Origin of the sequence: Shewanella sp. SM74 (assembly GCF_025653725.1) — a bacterium.
In the GTDB taxonomy this organism is placed as follows: domain Bacteria; phylum Pseudomonadota; class Gammaproteobacteria; order Enterobacterales; family Shewanellaceae; genus Shewanella; species Shewanella oncorhynchi.
The window spans coordinates 161,159-183,246 of sequence record NZ_JAKKRZ010000007.1; the positions used below are offsets into that span (position 1 = coordinate 161,159).

Annotated in this window: 16 protein-coding genes; 11 read left to right on the top strand and 5 right to left on the bottom strand. The window is 47.8% G+C overall.

Features of this window, described 5'->3' with window-relative positions:
- Positions 1-55: 55 nt before the first annotated feature.
- Positions 56-1,114: an L-asparaginase 2 gene (ansB, locus tag L5M49_RS09660; protein ID WP_105251343.1), complete on the bottom strand. Its 1,059-nt coding sequence runs from the start codon at positions 1,112-1,114 to the stop codon at positions 56-58.
- A 556-nt stretch (positions 1,115-1,670) separates the two neighbouring features.
- On the opposite strand from ansB, the gene aspA reads away from it, so the two are divergent.
- From aspA to L5M49_RS09690, 6 genes are all read left to right on the top strand, one after another.
- Positions 1,671-3,110: an aspartate ammonia-lyase gene (gene aspA / locus L5M49_RS09665; protein WP_113940027.1), complete on the top strand. Its 1,440-nt coding sequence runs from the start codon at positions 1,671-1,673 to the stop codon at positions 3,108-3,110.
- A gap of 114 nt (positions 3,111-3,224) precedes the next feature.
- Positions 3,225-4,526, top strand: a complete 1,302-nt coding sequence (locus L5M49_RS09670) for an anaerobic C4-dicarboxylate transporter (protein ID WP_113940028.1) — start codon at positions 3,225-3,227, stop codon at positions 4,524-4,526.
- Between the two features lie 139 nt (positions 4,527-4,665).
- A complete protein-coding gene (locus L5M49_RS09675) occupies positions 4,666-5,391 on the top strand; it encodes a fumarate reductase cytochrome b subunit (protein WP_263265941.1) in 726 nt (241 codons plus the stop codon).
- A gap of 151 nt (positions 5,392-5,542) precedes the next feature.
- Positions 5,543-7,552 carry a fumarate reductase flavoprotein subunit gene (locus tag L5M49_RS09680; protein ID WP_263238704.1) on the top strand — a complete coding sequence of 670 codons (2,010 nt, stop codon included), beginning with the start codon at positions 5,543-5,545 and terminating at the stop codon, positions 7,550-7,552.
- On the top strand, positions 7,549-8,274 hold the full coding sequence (locus L5M49_RS09685; RefSeq protein WP_105251338.1) for a fumarate reductase iron-sulfur subunit: 726 nt from the start codon (positions 7,549-7,551) through the stop codon (positions 8,272-8,274). The genes L5M49_RS09680 and L5M49_RS09685 overlap by 4 nt, the downstream gene beginning before the upstream one ends.
- Before the next feature lie 228 nt (positions 8,275-8,502).
- Positions 8,503-9,570 carry a porin gene (locus L5M49_RS09690; protein ID WP_263265942.1) on the top strand — a complete coding sequence of 356 codons (1,068 nt, stop codon included), beginning with the start codon at positions 8,503-8,505 and terminating at the stop codon, positions 9,568-9,570.
- Positions 9,571-9,738: 168 nt separating this feature from the next.
- On the opposite strand, the gene ssb is transcribed toward L5M49_RS09690, so the two are convergent.
- Both ssb and L5M49_RS09700 read right to left on the bottom strand, forming a co-directional pair.
- Entirely contained in the window at positions 9,739-10,449 is a 711-nt protein-coding gene (ssb, locus tag L5M49_RS09695) for a single-stranded DNA-binding protein (RefSeq protein ID WP_011790777.1), read from the bottom strand.
- 109 nt (positions 10,450-10,558) lie between these two features.
- A complete protein-coding gene (locus tag L5M49_RS09700) occupies positions 10,559-11,926 on the bottom strand; it encodes an MFS transporter (RefSeq protein ID WP_113940034.1) in 1,368 nt (455 codons plus the stop codon).
- Positions 11,927-12,329: 403 nt separating this feature from the next.
- Here L5M49_RS09700 and uvrA point away from each other — a divergent pair, with 403 nt between their 5' ends.
- The 4 genes from uvrA (at position 12,330) to L5M49_RS09720 (ending at position 19,182) form a co-directional block, all read left to right on the top strand.
- The gene (uvrA, locus tag L5M49_RS09705; RefSeq protein WP_219250633.1) at positions 12,330-15,212 is read left to right on the top strand and encodes an excinuclease ABC subunit UvrA; all 2,883 of its coding nucleotides are present in this window, start codon (positions 12,330-12,332) and stop codon (positions 15,210-15,212) included.
- Between the two features lie 188 nt (positions 15,213-15,400).
- Positions 15,401-16,555, top strand: coding sequence for a M28 family peptidase (locus tag L5M49_RS09710; protein ID WP_263265943.1), 1,155 nt, complete (start codon positions 15,401-15,403; stop codon positions 16,553-16,555).
- A 194-nt stretch (positions 16,556-16,749) separates the two neighbouring features.
- Positions 16,750-18,672 carry a DEAD/DEAH box helicase gene (locus L5M49_RS09715; RefSeq protein WP_011847889.1) on the top strand — a complete coding sequence of 641 codons (1,923 nt, stop codon included), beginning with the start codon at positions 16,750-16,752 and terminating at the stop codon, positions 18,670-18,672.
- 138 nt (positions 18,673-18,810) lie between these two features.
- Positions 18,811-19,182 carry a DUF6677 family protein gene (locus L5M49_RS09720; protein ID WP_263142103.1) on the top strand — a complete coding sequence of 124 codons (372 nt, stop codon included), beginning with the start codon at positions 18,811-18,813 and terminating at the stop codon, positions 19,180-19,182.
- On the opposite strand, the gene L5M49_RS09725 is transcribed toward L5M49_RS09720, so the two are convergent.
- Both L5M49_RS09725 and L5M49_RS09730 read right to left on the bottom strand, forming a co-directional pair.
- Positions 19,179-19,793, bottom strand: a complete 615-nt coding sequence (locus L5M49_RS09725) for an HAD family hydrolase (RefSeq protein ID WP_263265944.1) — start codon at positions 19,791-19,793, stop codon at positions 19,179-19,181. The genes L5M49_RS09720 and L5M49_RS09725 overlap by 4 nt on opposite strands.
- 29 nt (positions 19,794-19,822) lie before the next feature.
- Positions 19,823-20,797, bottom strand: a complete 975-nt coding sequence (locus L5M49_RS09730) for a DMT family transporter (RefSeq protein WP_263265945.1) — start codon at positions 20,795-20,797, stop codon at positions 19,823-19,825.
- Between the two features lie 318 nt (positions 20,798-21,115).
- On the opposite strand from L5M49_RS09730, the gene L5M49_RS09735 reads away from it, so the two are divergent.
- Positions 21,116-21,937: a hydratase gene (locus tag L5M49_RS09735; protein WP_263265946.1), complete on the top strand. Its 822-nt coding sequence runs from the start codon at positions 21,116-21,118 to the stop codon at positions 21,935-21,937.
- Positions 21,938-22,088 lie beyond the last annotated feature (151 nt).

A 22,088-nucleotide genomic window follows, 5' to 3' on the forward strand; every position in this document is an offset into this window, starting at 1 on the left:
ATGCAAAAGCCCTACGAATATTCGCAGGGCTTTTGTTTTATCACGCAGCTGAATCTTAAAACTGTTGAAACCAACGTTGGATCTGCTGTGGATCTTTGCTTTGCGTTAACGACAGCATCAGTAAAATGCGGGCTTTTTGCGGGTTAAGGTTACCTGCTGCGATAAAGCCATATTTAGCATCATCTATCTCGGCATCAAGCGTGGTTGCGCCTGTGGGCACTCGGCTAGAGCGAACGACTAAGGTGCCTTTTTGACTCGCCTTAGCTAAGGTATCAAATATTGAGTGGTAAATATTACCATTACCTACACCAGCGCTGACTATGCCATCAAAACCCGCTTCAACCATAGCTTTGACAGGTAAATCGCTGGCATTGGCGTAGTTATACACTATGCCTACCTGCGGTAACTTGTCGAGTTTGCTGACATCAAAAGGCGTTTGCGTAGTATGTTGACGCTCAGTATTACCCATGTACTCAATCTTGCTGTTATGGATAACGCCCAGTGGACCAAAGTTAGGCGCGGCAAAGGTATGCACACCTGTAGTGTTAGTCTTAGTCACATCGCGGGCATTCAATACGGTATCGTTCATCACCACCAACACGCCTCGACCTTTAGATTCGAGGTTAGCGGCGGTCGCGACTGCGTTATACAAATTCATCGGGCCATCGGCACTCATGGCAGTTGATGGACGCATTGCCCCAACCAGTACTACAGGCTTATCGCTCTTGATGGTGAGATTTAAAAAATACGCCGTTTCCTCTAAGGTATCAGTACCATGGGTGATGACGATACCGTCGACATCTTTATCAGCCAATAGCAGATTGATGCGCTTGGCTAAGGCTAGCCAAACTTTATCGTTCATATCCTGCGAACCGATTTTAACCAGTTGCTCACCTTGAATATCGGCAAGTTGTTTCATTTCAGGCACGGCCGCAATTAAGCTACTAATGCCCACTTCACCAGCCTGATAGTTAGACTCAGTAGCCGATTGTCCGACTCCCGCAATAGTGCCGCCCGTGGCAATAATACGTACCTGTGGAAGCGCCTGCGCCGCGGAGGAGAGAAATAACCCTAAAGTGACCGAGAGCAAAAGCTTACGCATTGGAAAATTCATGCTTACATCCTTTGATTAATAATAAACGCCCACAGTGTGCACTATTGTCTAAGCCTCACTGTGATAGCTCTCACTAAAATGAAATAACAGATTTAGCGTTATCTAATTGATTATTTAAACTTTAAGGAAAGCACCATGCATTTATTATTGAGTAGATTTAACTAATCAATGATTATTCGCTATTGACGCGGTGACAATTAAATATCGTATGGTTTATTTAAACTTAAAAACACTTGAATAAATATGTCGCCGATTGGTTAACGAATAACAAATCTATAGCTAATTTGCATCAAAAAGTAATGGCTCACACTAGTGATCCGAGTTGAGAGACTTATCTAAGAAACAAAAGAAATACACTATTTCAAACAGTTAAGTGATCACCATCCTAATCCTGTTATTGCCAAAGCGTTAAGATCTACTTCGATAGTCAAGGAGACGATTCTCCTTCATGTTTTCGATGAGTTATTCTTGATGTGTTACGTATACTTATTGTACACATCCACAACTCAATACTCGGAGATATATCTTACTATTAATTGGATTTAATAGGATCGAAATGAAAGATACTAATAGCGTACGGATCGAAGAAGATTTATTGGGCACGAAAGAAGTTTCCAATGAGTTTTATTATGGCATACATACATTACGTGCCATCGAAAACTTTAAGCTGAGTAATCAAAAAATTTCCGATGTACCTGAATTAGTCCGTGGCATGATGCTAACAAAAAAAGCCGCTGCCATGGCTAACAGTGAATTAGGCGCTGTAAGTCCTGAAATCGCTGACAAAATTATTGAAGCGTGCGATCTAATACTCACAACGGGTCGATTTGTTGATCAATTTCCGGTCGATGTTTATCAAGGAGGCGCAGGCACTTCAGTCAACATGAATACCAATGAGGTATTAGCCAACGTTGCACTGGAGATCATGGGGCTAGAAAAAGGCCGTTACGATGTCATCAATCCTAATGACCATGTCAATAAATGCCAATCGACTAACGATGCCTATCCAACAGGTTTCCGTATTGCGGTCATCAACAGTACCGATATTCTGTTAGATGCATTAACCGACCTTATCAGCGCTTTCGACACTAAAGCCACAGAGTTTAAAACCATCTTAAAAATGGGCCGCACTCAATTGCAAGATGCCGTGCCTATGACCTTAGGCCAAGAGTTTCATGCCTTTGCTGTTACATTGCGAGAAGAAATTAAGTCCATCAAGCGTTGCCAAGAGTTGTTGTTAGAAGTGAACTTAGGCGCAACCGCCATTGGTACAGGGCTCAATACGCCTGTCGGTTATTCTGCATTAGCCATTAAGTATCTGGCAGACATTACTGGCCGCGCCTATGTGCCAGCGGAAGATTTAATCGAAGCGACATCCGATTGTGGTGCCTACGTTATGCTGCACAGTGCAATTAAGCGTATGGCGATTAAAATGTCCAAGATTTGTAACGACCTACGCTTACTTTCATCGGGTCCACGTACAGGTCTGAAGGAGATTAATCTTCCTGAGCTGCAAGCGGGTTCCTCCATCATGCCAGCCAAGGTTAACCCTGTGATCCCTGAGGTCGTCAATCAGGTTGCCTTTAAGATTGTCGGCAACGATATCACTATCACTATGGCCGCCGAAGCAGGTCAATTACAGCTTAACGTAATGGAACCTGTGATTGGACAGGCAATGTTTGAGTCGCTCAGTTTGATGGGCAATGCCTGTATCTCCCTGCGTGAAAAATGCGTTGAAGGTATCACAGCAAATCCAGAGATCTGCATGGCTCATGTGATGAACTCTATCGGGATCGTGACCTACCTTAACCCAATCATCGGCCACCATGAGGGTGACATCATAGGCAAGATTTGCGCCCAAACGGGTAAAAATGTCCGTGAAGTGGTACTCGAACGCGGTTTGTTAACGGTTGAAGAACTCGATGACATTCTCTCAGTTGAAAACCTGATGAATCCTAAGTACAAAGCAAAAAACACCAGCAAAGCCAAAGTGTAACTCAGTGGGGCTGGGGAGCCTTCCCCAGCCCACAACTCGATGATTCAAGAATAAGCCTGCGCAGAGTGAATATGCGTAGGCTATTGAAATTAAAAATAAAATAGAGTTAACACTATGATTATATTAGAGATAATTATCGTCCTCGGGGCTATTTACCTTGGTGCAAGGATGGGTAGCATGGGAGTCGGCTTCGCTGGCGGTGTCGGGGTACTGATACTGACCGCGGGGATGGGACTCAAACCGGGCAATATCCCGATTGACGTGATCCTCATCATTATGTCAGTTATCACCGCGATTGCGGCCATGCAAGTGTCTGGAGGAATGGATTATTTAGTCTCACTAGCAGAAAAATTATTACGTAAGCATCCCAAACAAATCACCTTTCTGGCCCCTGTCGTCACCTATTTCATGACACTTTTTGCGGGTACAGGCCACACCGCATTCTCCACCTTACCTGTTATTGCCGAAGTCGCAAAAGAGCAAGGCATTCGCCCCTCTCGTCCCTTATCTATTGCCGTTGTCGCATCTCAAGTCGCCATTACCGCCTCACCGATTTCAGCGGCTGTCGTGTTCTTCTCGGGTATCTTAGAGCCGTTTGGCGTAGATTATTTAGTGCTGTTAGCCGTTTGTATTCCTTCAACTTTCCTCGCCTGCATGGTCGGCGCCGTTGTTGCCAACTTAATGGGTAAAGAACTGGCCGATGATCCTGTCTATCAAGAACGCTTAGCCAAAGGTTTAGTCAAAACACGCGGTACAACTCAAATCGAGATTAAAGCCGGCGCGAAACGATCTGTGATGATTTTCTTGCTGGCGATTGCGGCTGTCATGGCCTATGCCACTGCGATATCTGACAAAGTCGGTTTGATTGTTGACCCTGTATTGCCACGCGACGCCGCCATTATGGTGCTGATGCTTACGGCAGCTGCCGCTATTACGATTTTCTGTAAGTTAGACGCAAGCGAAATCTCTAATGCGGCCACCTTTAAATCAGGCATGTCCGCCTGTGTTTGTGTGTTAGGTGTGGCTTGGTTAGGCGATACCTTAGTGTCAAATCATATTGAGGAAATCAAAGATTTAGCTGGCACCTTACTGCAAAGTCAGCCTTGGTTATTATCGGTAACCTTATTCTTTGCCTCCATGCTGCTCTACTCCCAAGGCGCGACAACAAAAGCGCTGATGCCCGCAGCCTTAGCTATTGGCGTAAGTCCATTAACTGCCGTTGCCTCTTTCGCCGCCGTCAGCGCGCTGTTTGTATTACCGACTTACCCCACGCTACTGGCTGCGGTCGAGATGGATGATACCGGCTCGACTCGGATTGGTAAGGCGGTATTTAACCATCCGTTCCTGGTCCCTGGCGTTGTGACGATTGCCACCAGTGTGGCATTAGCCTTCCTATTTGGCGGCATGATGCTGTAGCTCAATTTTACCCTAAGTGCTCTCAGGGCTAATGCCTACAAATGGATTAACCCTCTTCTTTTAATCTGTATCTATAGACTTTGTTTTGGCGTGATGCAGGTACATTCACGCCATAGCAAATCGAGTAAGAGGTGAATTAATGTCAGCAAAAACGCGTGTTCCTACCGCCATTAACGGCGGACCATTTGGCCAAGCCTGGTCGGCTAAAGCAGACTGCTTACAAAGTATGACAGGGCTTATATTAGGTATTTTCCTCTTATTTCATATGCATTTCGAGGCGAGCATTTTATTTGGTAAAGAAACCTTCTTTCACATGGTGCAATTCTTAGAAGGCAGTATGTTTAGCTCGACGGGTCATGGCTTCCCCATCGTGACCCAGATCATTTCAGTCATTATGCTCGTGATTGTTGCAGTACATGCCGCCACCGCACTACGTCGTTTTCCGGTGCAATTAGGTCAATGGCGAGCGATGCGTGGCTTTATGTCGACTATCAAGCATAGAGATACCCAAGCATGGTTCTGGCAGATGATCACCGGTTTCTTACTGTTTTTCTTAGTGTCAGCCCATCTTGCCACTATGATTTTAAACCCTGATATTGGCCCTCACCTTTCGGCAGAACGGGTTTACCACGATAACGCTTGGCTCTTATACGTGGTGTTTTTACCTATCGTGTTATTCCACGGCATCGTTGGTTTATACCGAGTGATATTAAAGTGGGGTGTGAGTAGTAACCGTCCACTTATCCGCACTATAGCGCAAGTATTGATCGTCTATTTATTGTGTTTAGGCACATTAAGCCTAGTGACCTATATCAATATTGGTATCGAATTAGTTTTGCCAGTACAACCGTTTATTCCTCAGTAATGGGCATGACGCTATCGGCGATCCTAGCCTGTATAGCAAGACAAACAACATACGGATCCTCCTCTGATACATAGTTGCAGCGCATCTATGCCCGAGGAGCGCAATGATAAATCCATGAAATGTTATCTAAATTATTAGATAAGGATCTGATTTGAAAATCATTTATACAGACTCATTAGTCATTGGCGCAGGATTGGCAGGCCTTAGAGTCGCGATTGCCACCAAAGAGCGAGGCCTAGATACCTTAGTGCTATCGTTAATTCCCGCAAAACGTTCACATTCGGCCGCCGCACAGGGCGGAATGCAAGCCAGCCTAGGCAATACCGTTAAAGGCATGGGCGATAATGAAGACATTCACTTTCAAGACACAGTCAAAGGTTCTGACTGGGGCTGCGATCAAGACGTCGCACGCATGTTTGCCCACGTTGCACCGAAAGCGATCCGCGAACTCACCAACTGGGGCGTGCCTTGGTCAAGGATTTCCGCCGGCCCGCGTGAAGTCATCATGAATGCGCAAAGGGTAACGCTCAATGAGGCCGAAGAAGCTCACGGCCTGATCAATGCCCGCGATTTTGGTGGCACAAAAAAATGGCGTACCTGTTACACCGCCGATGGCACTGGCCACTCTTTGCTGTATGCCGTCGATAACCAAGCTATCTCCATGGGCATTCCAGTACATGAACGGATTGAAGCCCTGTCGCTGATCCATGACGGTAAGCGTTGCCATGGTGTCATTGCCCGCTGTTTAGTCACAGGTGAATTGCGCGCTTATGTTGCCAAATCCACCACTATCGCCACCGGCGGTTATGGCAAGATTTATGAAATATCGACCAATGCTACTATCTGCGAAGGCATAGGCCAAGCGTTAGCACTCGATACTGGTGTCGCCACCTTAGGCAATATGGAAGCGGTGCAGTTTCACCCTACCGCCATAGTGCCCGCGGGGATCCTTACCACTGAAGGTTGTCGTGGTGATGGCGGTATCCTGCGCGATAAAGACGGTCATCGCTTTATGCCAGATTACGAGCCAGAGAAAAAAGAACTCGCCTCCCGTGATGTGGTTTCCCGCCGCATGACAGAGCACATGCGTAAAGGCAATGGCGTCGAAAGCCCTTACGGCCCGCATCTGTGGCTGGATATTACGCAGCTGGGCCGTGAGCATATCGAAACCAACCTGCGCGAAGTGAAAGAGATTTGTGATTACTTCCTCGGTATCGATCCTTGTAAAGACTGGATCCCCGTCAGACCTACCCAGCATTATTCCATGGGTGGCGTGCGCACCAATGCCACAGGTGAGAGTCCACAACTCAAAGGGCTGTTCAGTGTCGGAGAAGCGGCCTGTTGGGACATGCATGGCTTTAACCGTTTAGGCGGTAATTCGGTGGCAGAAACTGTGGTCGGCGGCATGATCATCGGCAAGTATGTGGCTGATTTTTGTGAGAATAACGACTTAGAAATTGATACCGCGCTGACTCAAAAATTCATCGATAAATTACAGCAAGAAATCGATGGACTGATCGAAGGCAACGGCACAGAAAACCCCTTCCAAATAAAGAAAGAAATGCAACGCATCATGATGAACTACGTCGGGATCTTCCGTAATGGACCCGAGTTAGATAAAGCCATCAAAGGCTTGAAAGACTTACTGCTGCGGGCAAAAAATCTTGGCCTTAAATGTAAAAAACGTCACTCCAATCCTGAGTTAGTCGAAGCGCTACGCGTCACCCGTATGTTGAAAGTGGCCCTAACCGTCGCCTGTGGCGCAGAGGCTCGCACTGAAAGCCGCGGCGCCCATTCACGGGAAGATTACCCACAACGCAATGATAAAGATTGGCTCAACCGCACACTGGCGACTTGGCCAGATGCCGAATCACTTGAACCAGTACTGCGTTATGAAGCGCTAGATGTGATGAAAATGGAGCTACCACCGGGATACCGTGGCTACGGTAACGACAATACTATCGCCCATCCAGATACCGAAAAACGCGTACAAGAAATCAATCAAGTGCTCGCGAGCTTAGGTGATGATCCCGATAGAAACACACTGCAGCGAGCCCTGATGCCATACGAGCTGCCAAGCCACCTGCAGGCTCCTAATGAACGCCTCAGCGATACCTTAGCGATCACTCCAGCCCAACCGGTAGGAAACAAACCACTATGAGCCGTCAAATCAGCTTTAATATCTTTCGCTACGATCCGCAAGATGGCCAAGACAAGCCAAAGATGGAACGTTATCAGTTGACTGAAACACCGGGCATGACAGTATTTATCGCCTTAAATCAACTACGTGAGCTACAAGACCCTTCACTGCAATTCGACTTTGTCTGCCGCGCGGGTATCTGTGGCAGTTGCGCCATGGTGATCAATGGTTTCCCCACGCTTGCCTGTCGCACGTTAACGGCAAATTATCCCAATGGCGAAATCACCCTCATGCCGCTGCCTGGCTTCGAGCTGATTGGCGACTTATCGGTGAACACGGGTAAATTTATGCGCGAATTAGCCGAACGCTTAAAACTGTGGCTGCATCCTAGGCCCGATGATCAGGACATTCATCGCCTCGAAAATCCAATGGCACCTGAAGAAGCCGCGCGGATCTATGAGCTAGAACGCTGCGTCGAATGTGGTGTTTGCGTGTCGGCCTGCGCCACCAAACAAATGCGTGACACCTTTGTCGGCGCGGTTGGCATGATGAAAATCGCCCGCTTCGAAATGGATAGCAGAGACAGCCGCAGCGCGGATGATTTCTACCATGTGATTGGCAATCAAGATGGCGTCTTCGGCTGTATGACGCTACTCGGCTGCCAAGATAACTGCCCCAAAGATTTGCCGCACATGCAGCAAATCGCTTACCTGCGCCGCAAAATGGCCGCGACCATACTCTAATCCTCCCTCTAACGTCCCGCTGTTTTGGCGGGATTGATAGGATTGCACCTTTCCAAAACCAGCTGACAGGTTTTATCTGTCAGCTGCTGAGATACGAAGCCTAATTTTCTTAGCTAGGCGCCTCCCCAGCACTATCACAAGTGCAGCTCCTTACTACTAGCGATACAGCTCAATCGGCAACAAAATCCATTAGCGTAACGCGAGTAGTTGTTATGTAAGGAAACATAAATGAAACCGTCTAAACTTACATCAGCCATACTTGTGCTGAGCTTTGCCACACCTATCTTTGCCGTTCAAGCCAATAATACAGCAGAAACCAATGACGAATTACGCACTGAGTTACAACAAATTCAGCAGAGACTCGCCATGCTCGAAGCTCAAGAAAATGAGCCATCAGTGTCATCGGATACCCAGTTTAATTTTTATGGCTCTTTACGCCCAACCTTCGGCCTGACCCACACTAACTCGGACGATGTGTGGGATGTAGGCGATGCAAACTCGCGGATTGGTTTTGCGGCAGAGCACCAACTTGGTAATGGCTTAGTCGGTTTTGCGAAAGGGGAATTTAAGGTCGATATCAAAGATGACGGTGACTTTGGCGATGCTCGCAAAGCCTATGTCGGATTAAAGGGATTTTTTGGTAGCATAGCCATAGGTAAACAAGCCGTCACGCAGGAAATGATTTCCGATCCCGTTGATATCTTTAACCGCTCAGGAACGCCTCTGGCCTATGACAGTGCGAGCCCATTCAGGCTCAATAATCTCGTGACCTATCGTAAAGAGTTTGGCGACCTATTATTTTCGGCCGATGCGCAATTCGACGGCAATAAAGGCAGTGGCGGCAGTGACTTCGTTAACACAGGTATCCGTTATAAAACCGACTTCATCTACATTGCCGCAGCTTTTTATAATAAAGAGTTAGAAGACAACAAGGATGAAAATACATTCGGTGTAACCCTAGCGAAAAATTTCAATTCTCTGTTCCTCGCCGCAGCCTATCAAAACATTGAAAAAGACAGCGTCGATGGCACAACATTGGATGGTTCAACACTGGATGTGGTTGCAAGTTATCCCATCACTGACAGCTATAAAATCAAGCTAGGCGTGTCCAGATATGACGATGGCGACAATGACATCACCTCCGCGAAATACAATGCCTATAACACTACGCTGGAATGGCATAAAACACCGAAATTCAGCACCTTCATCGAATATCAAAAAACAGATTTTGAATACCGCGAAACCAATGACCAGATCATGCTAGGCATGCGTTATAACTTCGATTATACGTTCTAAGTTTCTATCTCAAACGTATCGTTATGTGAGCAAGCGAGGTGAAGGGTTTAACAACCTCGCCTACGGCCTCACAGCACAAAACATAAAGACAAGAAACAACAAAGCCACGACTCGCGTGGCTTTGCTTATTTAAGACGATACCGTCTTTACACTTCGATACGTTCCAAATCAAAATGGAATATCGTCATCCCAGCCATCATCCAAATCTGGAGTGAAGTTTTGCTGTGGTTGTGGTGCTGGACGCTGTGCCGGTGCTGCAGGCGCTTGATAAGCTGGTGCTGGAGCGGCTTGTGGCTTAGGCGCATAACCACCTTGTTGTGGTTGTTGAGCCTGTGGCTGACCATAACCTTGCTGCTGGGCAGGTGCTGGCGGAGCATATTGTTGCTGAGCTGGCGCTTGGTAAGCAGGTGCTGCTTGAGGCGCTGGCGCATATTGATTTTGCGCAGGCGCGGCTTGTTGTGGTGCAGATTGATAACCTGCGTTTTGTGGCATGCCGCCGCCCATTGGCGCGCCTTGTGCTTGTCCACCTTGACCACGGCTACCTAGCATTTGCATGCTACCGCTTTGGTCGATAACCACTTCAGTGCTGTAACGGTCTTGACCACTTTGGTCTTTCCACTTACGAGTTTGCAGCTTACCTTCAAGGTAAACCTGTGAACCTTTACGCAGGTATTCACCTGTAATTTCAGCTAATTTGCCGAACAGAACCACACGGTGCCATTCAGTACGCTCTTGCTGTTGACCCTGTTGGTCTTTCCACGATTCGCTAGTCGCTACTGTGATATTTGCGACTGCATTACCGTTTGGCATATAACGCACTTCTGGATCTTGTCCCAAATTGCCAACCAAAATTACCTTGTTAACACCACGACTGGCCATTGAAATCTCCTGCGATTCTTTAAATAATCTATTAATTCAGTATGTTGTTTATCTGTGTCGCCATAGAGGAAAATCAGCTTCCCCAAATACCACACGGCAGACCCAGATATTATTGAGCAGAGCCTAACACAGCTCGTGCTTCTCTTAAATCGAAATGCTCATCAACCTTTAAGTAGGCCACTTTCTCGTCCAGCACGACGATCGCTTCGACGACGCCCATTAATTGGGATAACTGAGTCGCCATATCCCGCGCTTGTGCCTTGTCTTTGACTTCGGCTTCTAAGGTGTAACTCTTTAACAACACAGGGTTTTGCATGCCTAATGTCAGGAATAACCAAATAGACATTAAGATCACGGCAACAATAAATACCCCGACTGCGCCCACGAGCTGGAAAGCACCACCACCGAGCATACCACCACAAAAAGCCCCTAAAAATTGGCTAGTAGAATACACGCCCATGGCCGAACCTTTTTCGCCGACGGGGCAAAATTTGGCAATCAAACTTGGCAGTGAAGCTTCTAAATAGTTAAACCCAGTAAAGAAGAGCACCACGGCAAAACTCAATACCCAAAGATTGCTCGCAAATGCGGCCATCGCCAGCAATGCCACTATCATTATCACGAGGGCAATTTGGAACATCGCCTTAGTATTTTTGCGCTTAACCCCTATGATGATTAACGGCACCATCAAAATAAATGCGCCCACAAAAGCGGGGAAATACAGCATCCAATGTTTTTCTTTCACTAGACCCGCATCCACCAGATCCAGCGGCAGTGCCACAAATACTGCGGTGAGCACTAAATGCAGGATAAAAATCCCAGCGTTAAGCCTAAATAATTGCGGCTCGAGGAACATACGTTTGAGCTTAGCGGGCGTAGCTAGAGTGTCTCCCTTCGGCGCCTGAGTGATGGGATTAGGCACTAAAAACTGGATCAACAGCATACCGACAATAGCAAATACCGCCGTTAACCAAAACAATCCAGTCAACCCAAGATGTTGCGCGACGATAGGTCCCATTAGCAAAGACAGGGCAAAAGATAACCCGATACACATGCCAATAATCGCCATCACCTTAGTGCGCTGCTCGTCGCGGGTTAAATCTGCGGCAAGCGCCAGCACGGCAGCGGCAATCGCGCCCATACCCTGTACAGCTCGACCAAAGACAACGCCATAAATCGTATCTGCATTAGCAGCGATAACACTGCCAATAGCAAACAACACTAAGCCACCAAGAATAATCGGCTTGCGACCATATTTGTCAGATAAAATCCCCATAGGGATTTGCAGCACGGCTTGAGTCAGGCCATAGGCGCCGATAGCAATACCCACCCACAGAGGCGAAAAGCCTTCAAGATGCTGACCATAAAGTGCAAAGACGGGCATGATCATAAACAAGCCCATCATGCGCAAACCAAATACACTGGCTAAAGAAAACGCGACTTTTTTCTCAGTACCCGAAAGTCCGTTGTTACCCATGATTTTGCCCTGGATTGAAGTCTTTTAAGGGGCGCATGTTACCACACCCAAAAGGATTTGCTCAAAAGGAAATAGTGGCCTAAACCACTGACTATACACTTAGCTTTTATCCCGTTTATCACGGACCTATATTGACTGTGTCTGAGTTAACATCTTTATTTTTAACGCTCAGACACAGGGGAATGAGTCTAACATAGTGTTCACAATTGTCCTGTGAGTCAGTGCGCAACAACAGTATTAATCTTAGTTAATCCATTCCATCCACAACATACCGCAAAGCAGGCCGACTTAAAGCCAGTGCCAGCCCTAGGATTGGTGCAGATCACAGAATCAACTAAACTCAGCGGCGGAACTGTGCGATACTTGTGCTCATTTTTTTAAGCATATGGCATTAGAGCGATAGATGGATAAGATTGAAATACGCGGCGCACGCACCCACAATCTCAAGAATATCAACCTGACTATCCCAAGGGATAAACTGATTGTCATCACGGGCTTATCGGGATCTGGCAAATCCTCCCTCGCTTTCGATACTTTATATGCCGAGGGCCAGCGACGTTATGTCGAGTCCCTATCTGCCTATGCTCGCCAATTTTTGAGTTTAATGGAAAAGCCCGATGTGGACCATATTGAAGGCTTAAGCCCGGCGATATCCATAGAGCAAAAATCCACCTCCCATAACCCACGTTCAACCGTGGGCACGATTACCGAAATTTATGATTACCTGCGCTTGATGTTTGCCCGTGTGGGTGAGCCGCGTTGTCCGACACACAATCAACCCTTGGCGGCACAAACCGTCAGCCAGATGGTCGATAAAGTGTTGGAAATGCCCCAAGACAGCCGCTTGATGCTGCTCGCACCTGTAGTCAACGCCCGTAAGGGTGAACACGTTAAATTGCTCGAAGGTCTATCGGCGCAGGGTTATATCCGCGCGCGTATCGACGGTGAAGTGTGTGACTTAACCGATCCGCCAACCTTAGACTTACACGTTAAACACACGATTGAAGTGGTTGTCGACCGTTTTAAAGTGCGTGACGATATCAAGCAACGCTTAGCGGAATCCTTCGAAACTGCGCTAGAACTCTCCGGCGGCATAGCGACCGTTGCCAGCATGGAAGACGACACGGGTACTGGTAAAGCAAAAGGAGAAGAACTGATCTTCTCGGCCAACTTCGCCTGCCCGCACTGCGGTTATTCGATGGCGGAATTAGAGCCAAGGATCTTCTCCTTTAACAATCCCGCTGGCGCGTGCCAAACCTGTGATGGTTTAGGGGTACAACAATTTTTCGATCCTGAGCGCGTGATCACCAATACCGAGCTTTCACTGGCGGGCGGTGCGATTCGCGGCTGGGATAGACGCAACTTCTACTATTTCCAAATGCTTAGCTCACTCGCCGAACACTATAAGTTCGATGTCGAAGTGCCCTACGAGCAGCTTAGCGAAAAAGTCCGCAAAATCGTACTTTACGGCTCAGGTAAAGAAAGTATTGCCTTTAAATACATTAATGACCGCGGTGATGTGGTGGTGCGTAATCACCCCTTCGAAGGCATTCTAAACAACATGGACAGGCGCTATCGCGAAACCGAAAGTAACTCGGTACGTGACGAATTAGCCAAGTTTATCAATACCCAAGCTTGTCAAAGCTGTGGTGGCTCGCGCTTACGCGAAGAAGCCCGTAACGTATTTTTAGGTGATATCAACCTGCCACAACTCACCACTTGGTCGATTGGCGAAGCCTTAGACTACTTCGAGAAAGTCGAGTTTAGCGGCCAAAAGGCGCAGATTGCCGAGAAGATTTTAAAGGAAATCCGCGATCGCTTAGGCTTCCTCGTCAACGTGGGTCTCAATTATTTGAGCCTATCGCGCTCGGCAGAAACCCTCTCGGGCGGTGAAGCCCAACGTATTCGACTCGCCAGCCAAATCGGTGCAGGGCTCGTCGGCGTGATGTATGTGCTCGACGAACCCTCAATTGGCCTGCATCAAAGGGATAACGAGCGTCTGCTGCAAACCCTGATCCACCTGCGGGATTTGGGCAACACTGTGATTGTGGTTGAGCATGACGAAGATGCGATCCGTATGGCGGATCACGTGATCGATATTGGTCCTGGCGCAGGTGTACACGGCGGCGAAGTCATTTGTGACGGTCCGATTGAGAAGATCATCGCCTGTGAAGAATCGGTCACTGGCCAGTATATTTCCGGTAAGCGCAGCATTCATATCGATACGCCGCGCATTCCCTTCGACAAAAACCAAGTCATTCAATTGTTTGGCGCACGCGGCAACAACTTGCGCAATGTGGATTTAACCATTCCCATTGGCCTCTTCACTTGTGTAACAGGCGTATCGGGTTCGGGTAAATCGACCTTAATCAACGATACCTTCTTCAAAATCGCCCATAGAATGCTCAACGGGGCGACTGTGGATGAGCCTTCACCCTATGACCGTATCGAAGGGATGGAACTGTGCGACAAAGTGGTCGATATCGACCAAAGCCCGATTGGCCGCACACCGCGCTCGAATCCTGCCACTTATACCGGCATCTTCACCCCAATTCGCGAGATTTTTGCCGGAACCCAAGAGTCGAGGACTCGCGGTTATCAGGTCGGCCGTTTCTCCTTTAACGTAAAAGGTGGACGCTGTGAGGCTTGCCAAGGCGATGGCTTGATCAAGGTCGAAATGCACTTCCTACCCGATGTGTATGTGCCCTGTGATTCTTGTAAAGGTAAGCGCTACAACCGCGAAACCTTAGAAGTACGCTATAAAGGCAAGAATATTCACGAAGTACTGCAGATGACAGTGGAAGATGCGCGTCAGTTCTTCGACGCCGTACCAGCCATTGCCCGTAAGCTACAAACCTTGATGGATGTGGGTTTGTCCTATGTGCGTCTCGGCCAAAGTGCGACCACACTTTCGGGCGGTGAAGCCCAAAGGGTGAAACTTGCCAAAGAGCTGTCTAAGCGTGACACGGGCCAAACCTTGTATATCTTGGATGAACCGACCACGGGCTTACATTTTGCCGATATTCAATTGCTGCTCGACGTATTGCATCGTCTCAAATCCCACGGCAACACGATTGTGGTGATTGAGCATAATTTGGATGTAATCAAAACCGCAGACTGGATTATCGACTTAGGCCCAGAAGGTGGCGGTGGTGGTGGTATGATTTTAGCCACAGGCACGCCGGAAGAAGTCGCCGAGCATCCAACCTCCCACACGGCACGCTTCTTAAAGCCACTGCTAAAACGGGATATCGAGCTGGCAAAGGCCAATAAAGCTAAGGCTTAACATTCGGCTCATGCCGCAGTTGGTCTGAATAATAAAAGCGCAGTCGCCCTAAGCACTGCGCTTTTTTTCGCTCAGCAATCCAATATGCTTAAGCTATCGCATACATATAGATCTCATTGAATTAGAATCGGATTTAGGCAAAGATGATATTCATCTTCTGGCGAAGGCTTCAGCGATAAGGAATGTCCATGCGTGATAGCACTCAGTCCCCAGTGACTCACCTTATATTACCGAGGCAGTATCAATCACTTTTAAGTAAAAATCTAAGCGACATAAACCTAAGCGCATCGACTCTATTCAACCACAGTCGTATCGGTCAGCTGCTCGCCAAGTTCAAGATCACGCACCTTATAAGACATCAATCCCAAAGACTTGGCTTATTAGCACTAGCCTGCGTTGTTACAACGACCCTCACTGGCTGCGCTAACTCAGCCGAAACCTGTGCACGCACAGAGCTAAAACTCACTTGGGCCGAGCCCACAGAGTTACAAGCGACAGTCACAGTATTAAGTTCGGATGAATTTGAAGGCCGCAAAACCCAAACCCAAGGTGCGGCAAAAAGTCGTGACTATATAAAGCAGCAATTTCAGGGGCTAGGTTTACAGCCTTGGGGAGCGGACTTTATCGTGCCCTTTGAATATCAAACCTTCTTCACCCAAGAAACTGGTGCCAACGTGGTCGCCACCGCGATGGCGGCAGAACCGACGAATCGATGGCGCATTATCGTCGCCCACTATGATCACTTAGGATTGAGCGGCAGTAAGATTTACCACGGCGCCGATGATAACGCCTCGGGCGTCGCCGCTATGCTTACTATTGCCAAACATTGGCAACAGCAATTTGCCCTACGGCCCAATACCTTGCCTAAGGTGAACCTGATGTTTGTGGCAACCGATGCCGAAGAACCCGGGCTCTATGGCAGTATCGCCTTGGTTGAACAACTCAAAACCCACTTGCCAGAGGCGACATTTGAATTAATGATTAACCTCGACATGGTGGGTCACCCCGGCAGGCCCTATGGAATTTACCTCGAAGGCAGTCGAAACTTCACTCAGTTCAATCAATTTAAACCCCTACTGAATCAGCAGAACCGACTTTGCATTAAACTCACGCACCCTAAACCCGTTGGTCGAAGCATACAAAGTACCGATTGGCTGCGGGCGTCGGATCATTACCCCTTCCACAAAGCGAATATCCCTTGGCTGTATTTTGGTGTGCCGACCCATCCCCAATATCACACACCAGAGGATACCGTCGCGACAATCGACATCACTTTTCTGGCGGCAGTAGCAGAGTCAGCATTCGAGTTACTTCAATTAAATGTTGAATATTTAAAGAATTAATGGGAAGTGGCGCGTTTCTTGCTCAGTTTTAGCGAAAAAAATGCAGAAAACAGGTTAAATAGCGTGACTCTGATTGGTAAAGTGGCCGCCATGCTGCTATAATCCGTCGTTCGCGGGAAATCGACACGGGGTTGATTTTCTGTCTGTGAAACTTTAGCGCCATTTCGCGCGCGCATCCACAAGGCTACAACCCAATGTCATCCGATGAAAGAACTTTCCGTGAACTCGGCCTATCCGAGAATTTGTTGCGTGCTCTTGACGAGCTAGGTTATGAAAAACCAACGCCAATCCAATCAGCCAGTATCGATCCACTTATGGCTGGCAAAGATATTTTAGGTCAAGCGCAAACAGGTACAGGTAAAACTGGCGCCTTCGCGTTACCACTATTAAACAAAGTTACCAGCCAAACTACACCGCAAATTTTAGTCTTAGCACCAACACGTGAATTAGCCGTGCAGGTTGCTGAAGCATTCAGTAGCTATGCAAAATTTATGAAGAATTTCCACGTTCTTCCAATTTACGGCGGCCAAAGCATGCAACAACAGTTGAATGCCCTGAAACGCGGCCCACAAGTTATCGTTGGTACACCTGGTCGTGTTATGGACCATATGCGTCGCGGCACCTTGAAACTCGATTCATTACAAGCCTTAGTGCTCGATGAAGCCGATGAAATGTTAAAAATGGGCTTCATCGATGATATCGAATGGATCCTTGAGCACACGCCAAGCGAGCGCCAACTGGCGTTATTCTCTGCCACTATGCCAGAGCAAATTAAGCGTGTAGCTAACCAGCACTTACGTAATCCTGTACATGTTCGTATCGAATCAAGCCAAACGACGGTTGAGTCAATCGAACAGCGTTTCGTACAAGTATCACAACACAACAAACTTGAAGCTTTAGTACGTGTATTAGAAGTTGAAAACACTGAAGGTGTGATCATATTCGTCCGTACTCGTAACTCATGTGTTGAGTTAGCTGAAAAGTTAGAAGCCCGCGGTTATGCTTCATCACCACTACACGGTGACATGAACCAGCAAGCCCGTGAGCGTGCAGTTGATCAACTGAAACGTGGCAAGTTAGACATTCTGATCGCGACTGACGTTGCGGCCCGTGGTCTTGACGTTGAGCGTATCGGTCACGTTGTGAACTACGATATTCCGTATGATGCCGAAGCTTATGTACACCGTATTGGCCGTACAGGCCGTGCTGGCCGTACTGGTATGGCGATCCTGTTTGTAACTAGCCGTGAAATGCGCATGCTGCGCACTATCGAACGTTCAACTAACAGCCGCATTTCACCAATGAAAATCCCAAGCCCAGAGACAGTTGCAGAACGTCGTCTGTCTCGCTTAGGTGAGCAATTGGCTGAAACAATCAACGGTGATTTAGATTTCATGAAAGAAGCTGTTGCTCAATTATGCCAACAGTTAGAAGTCGATACCGATCTGCTAGCCGCAGCATTATTACAGCAAGTTCAGCAAGAACGTCCTTTGCAATTGCCAGCCATTCAAGAACGTGTTCGTGATGAACGCAGTGAGCGCACTGAACGTAGCGACCGCGGAAGTGATCGTAATGACCGTGGTGGTGAGCGTGGTGAACGCAGAAGTCGCGAACCGCGTCCAATGCCAGCCAGCTTAGGCTCAGCTGAAGCGTTGAAAGACAACCCAGATTTGAAAATGTGCCGTTACGTGATCGACGTAGGTCGTGAGAATGGTGTAGGTGTGGGTAACATCGTTGGCGCTATTGCAAACGAAGCTAACATCGACAGCCGTTACATTGGCGCAATCCAACTTTATGATGCAGTGACCACTGTTGACCTGCCAGACGGCATGCCAAAAGACGTGTTACAGCACCTACGTAAAGTACGTGTTTGTGGCAAGCCATTGAACATCCGCGAAGCTGGCGATCAAGTATTTGTTGATTCAGGCCGCAGTGCTCGTTCAGACCGTCCTGCCGGTGACCGTAAACCACGTGGCGATCGTCCAACAGGTGACCGCCCAGCGGGTGATCGTAAGCCTCGTGCTGCGTCTACGGGTGACAAGCCATTTGCTGACCGCAAACCACGTGCAGACAAACCTGCCGGTGAGCGTAAACCACGTAAACCACGTGAAGACTAATCTAGCTTAAGCTAGAGACTAAAAAAGGAGCCTAGGCTCCTTTTTTGTTGGCTTGATTTTGTCTTAGTTTGCCTTTAGCAAAGATAAAGCTTAGTGTCTAATCTCCAAAGAGTTTAATGGTATAAGTAATCGACTCCCATGAAAAAAGCCCTTACCGCTGGACTATTATCCGCCTTCGTCGCCCCCGGCAGCGGCCATTTCTATCTGCAACATAAACGCAGCGCCCTAGTGTTTTTTGTGCTGGCAATACTGAGTCTTGGCCTGATGCTGCAACAAGTCATGCAAGTAGCACAGCTTATCTCACTTGATATTCAAACTGGTGTTTTACCGCTAGATATAGGCGTGATTACAGCCGAAGTGACCAAGCAAACCACGGCAACCATTCGTGATGGTGCGGACAAGCTGATGTATGGATTTATCCTCTGCTGGCTAATTGCCTTATTAGATAGCGTGCGCTTGGGACTGAAACAAGATAAGCAAGATGCAGTCACGGCCCCAAAAAATGCCTAGTCGCCAACTGTCCATGCTTTAATCAGGCTGTGGTAGCAAGAGACCAGTAAATCAGCCGCTTGGGCATAATCGGGAATGGTTTCAGGGCAATAGAGGGCGCAGTGACTACCCGCATTGCGCGCAGTTTGCAGATCAAACAAATAATCGCCCACATATAAGATATCTGCGGGGGCGAGTTGCCACTGCTGGCAAATAAGATGAATACCTTCGGGATGCGGCTTAGGCTGCGCATCGTAACGCGTTAATACTAGTTCGATATCGATGCCGAGCTTATCGATAGTGATTTGCGCCGCTTCCGGCATATTGCGGGTCAAAATAGCCAAGGGCAGCGATTTAGCCCGTAGGCATTCGATAAGCTCACGCGCGCCATCAATCCAACAGGCCTTGAGTGAACTTTGTCTTTCGTACTCATGGACAATGTCTAACGCCTTAGCCCGTGCTTCATCAGTACTAAGACTCTCGACATGGGCCAAGATATCCGTACCAGAATGAATCCCCAACTCCCGCCGCAGCCCAGCAAAATCGGGATTAGAATGCGCTAAGGTGCCGTCAAGATCGAAGATGACACCACGGATATCCTGAAGTTTTAATTCGCTGAGTCTAGTGATCACTGGCCTTTCCCATGGATAAAATGTATGCGTTAGACAGCCTGCAAACGCTTCGCCTGACAATTACGGTACATAGGCAGCAATTGCACCACCATCACAGACACAATAATCACGCCAATCCCCAGCAAAGATAAACCATCTAATTCATCAGCGCGGAATACTTCTGGCCACCAGCCAAGGCTCACCACTAACGCCGTGGCACTAAAGCTAAATACTGGCGTTAGAGCCAACATGGCACTGACCTGCGCCGTCGGCCAGTACTTCATCGACTGGCCAAAACAGCCATAGGCGATCAAGGTATTGGCGGCGCAAAACAGTGCTATCTGCCAATCGAAGCTGTCCATACGGACAAACTGGCTAAAGTCGCTAAAGGGAGCCATTACGAAAATACCTAAGCCATAGATCACTAAGAGCACGTTCGCGGGCGACAAACGATTCAGTAAGGATTTTTGCAATAAGGCATAGCTAGTCCACGACAGTGCTGAGAACTGGATGATCATCACCCCAATCCAAACCTGATGATTATTAGCCCCAGAAAAATTTAAATTAGGATGGAAAAACATCAACATACCTAAAGCTAAGGTTGCAAAACAGCTGAGTTGCACCGCATTAAGCCGTTCCTTAAAAAACAACACACCACCAAACGCGAGGAAAAAGGGCGAAGTCTGGAAATTCAGTTGGGCGGCGCCCGGTGCGAGGTAATCGAGTGAATAAACAAAAGACACATAATTGAGCATCAAGAAGATGCCAGCAAGCACTAACCTTAACCAAACTTTGGCATCGAGTGCTGCAAATTGCTTAAGACTACCTGCGCTCCATTGGATCACTATGCTGACTAAAAGCGCGACCAGAAAACGAAACCAAGTAAGAGTCACGGGATCGATAAAGGCCGCCGAGAGCTTTAATGCTATAGGTAACATGCCCCAAAATAAAACCGCAACTGAGATGAACAGGAGCCCGAGTTGAGCATGATTATTTGCCTGAGGGGCGTTATGGCTAAGGTTCACGGAGGAGTCCAGTAGAAACCGCAAAATGGACAGCCATTCTGGCACTGAGCCAACACAATATCTAGCGGATCATCATGGAAACATTCGCGTTAGCTTGGATACTTTAGCTGACACTTATGTGAGGCAAGTTTCAGCATCTTACGATAATTGGAATATTGGCCGCACTCTTGATTCAACTGCAGCAGATTTCCCCCGAAAGCCAACATTGGCATTTCCCGCGTTGCCAATAACCGAGTATATTTGGCCCATAAAAATGGCTTCTACCACACACTCTCTAGGCCACTTCTTTTTAAGCTAACGCTTTAAATAGGAAAGTTAATGTTATCTACCGCCACGATCGAACAAGTTAAAACACATATTAATACCGCAGCCAAAGAATTAGCCAAGCGCCGCGCAGCAGGCACGAGCGGCGATGTACTGATCCCAGAACTAAGGCCAACCAGCTTCGAACAGGCCTTCGCTATTCAGCAAACAGTGGCAGAAATATTTAAGGCAAGCGATAACAATCCTATCGCTGCGTGGAAATGCCTATTACCCACGGCGGAAAAAACCGTCGTAGCGCCTATTTATCAAGATGATGTGTATCAACAATCGACCACTTGCCCACTCTATCCATCGACTAAAGGCCTCGCCCGAGTCGAACCCGAACTCGCCTTCGAGATTGCTCGCGATTTACCGCCAAGAAGCACGCCTTACACAGAGGCTGAAATCGACGAGGCCTTAGGCCACACACGCTTAGCCTTGGAATTGATCAAAAGCCGCTACCACACACCCAGTGAAGCGACGCATTTTGATGCCCTCGCCGATGGCTTAGTCAATCAAGGACTGTGGTTAGGGCCTGTGCTTAATCCGCAAGAAGGTTTAGAAATGAGTCATTTTGAACTCAGCGTTGATATTGCCAATGACGAGCACCAGCAAAGCGACACACTGCAAAAATCCGCCATTCATCCTAACGGTTTCCCTAAGGCGGGACTCTACTGGTTAGTTAACTTTTTATCCGCCCAAGGCATTGGCTTAACTCAAGGGCAATATGTGATCACAGGCTCTTACGCTGGCGTCCTTGATCTGCCATTGGCACAGGTCTGCAAATTTGAATACGGCGCGCTTGGACAGTTCGCCGTGACTTTCACAGCTAAGTGATTGCGACTTATAAAGCGACAAGGCACTGATAAATAAGCGAACTCAGTTTCAGCTGGGCTCGCTTATTTTCAATCTCAGTTCTCAGTGCTCAGTTATCTGCATTCACCACAAGCATCATTAACAAAAGCCAAACTAACTTGCCTCAAAATGT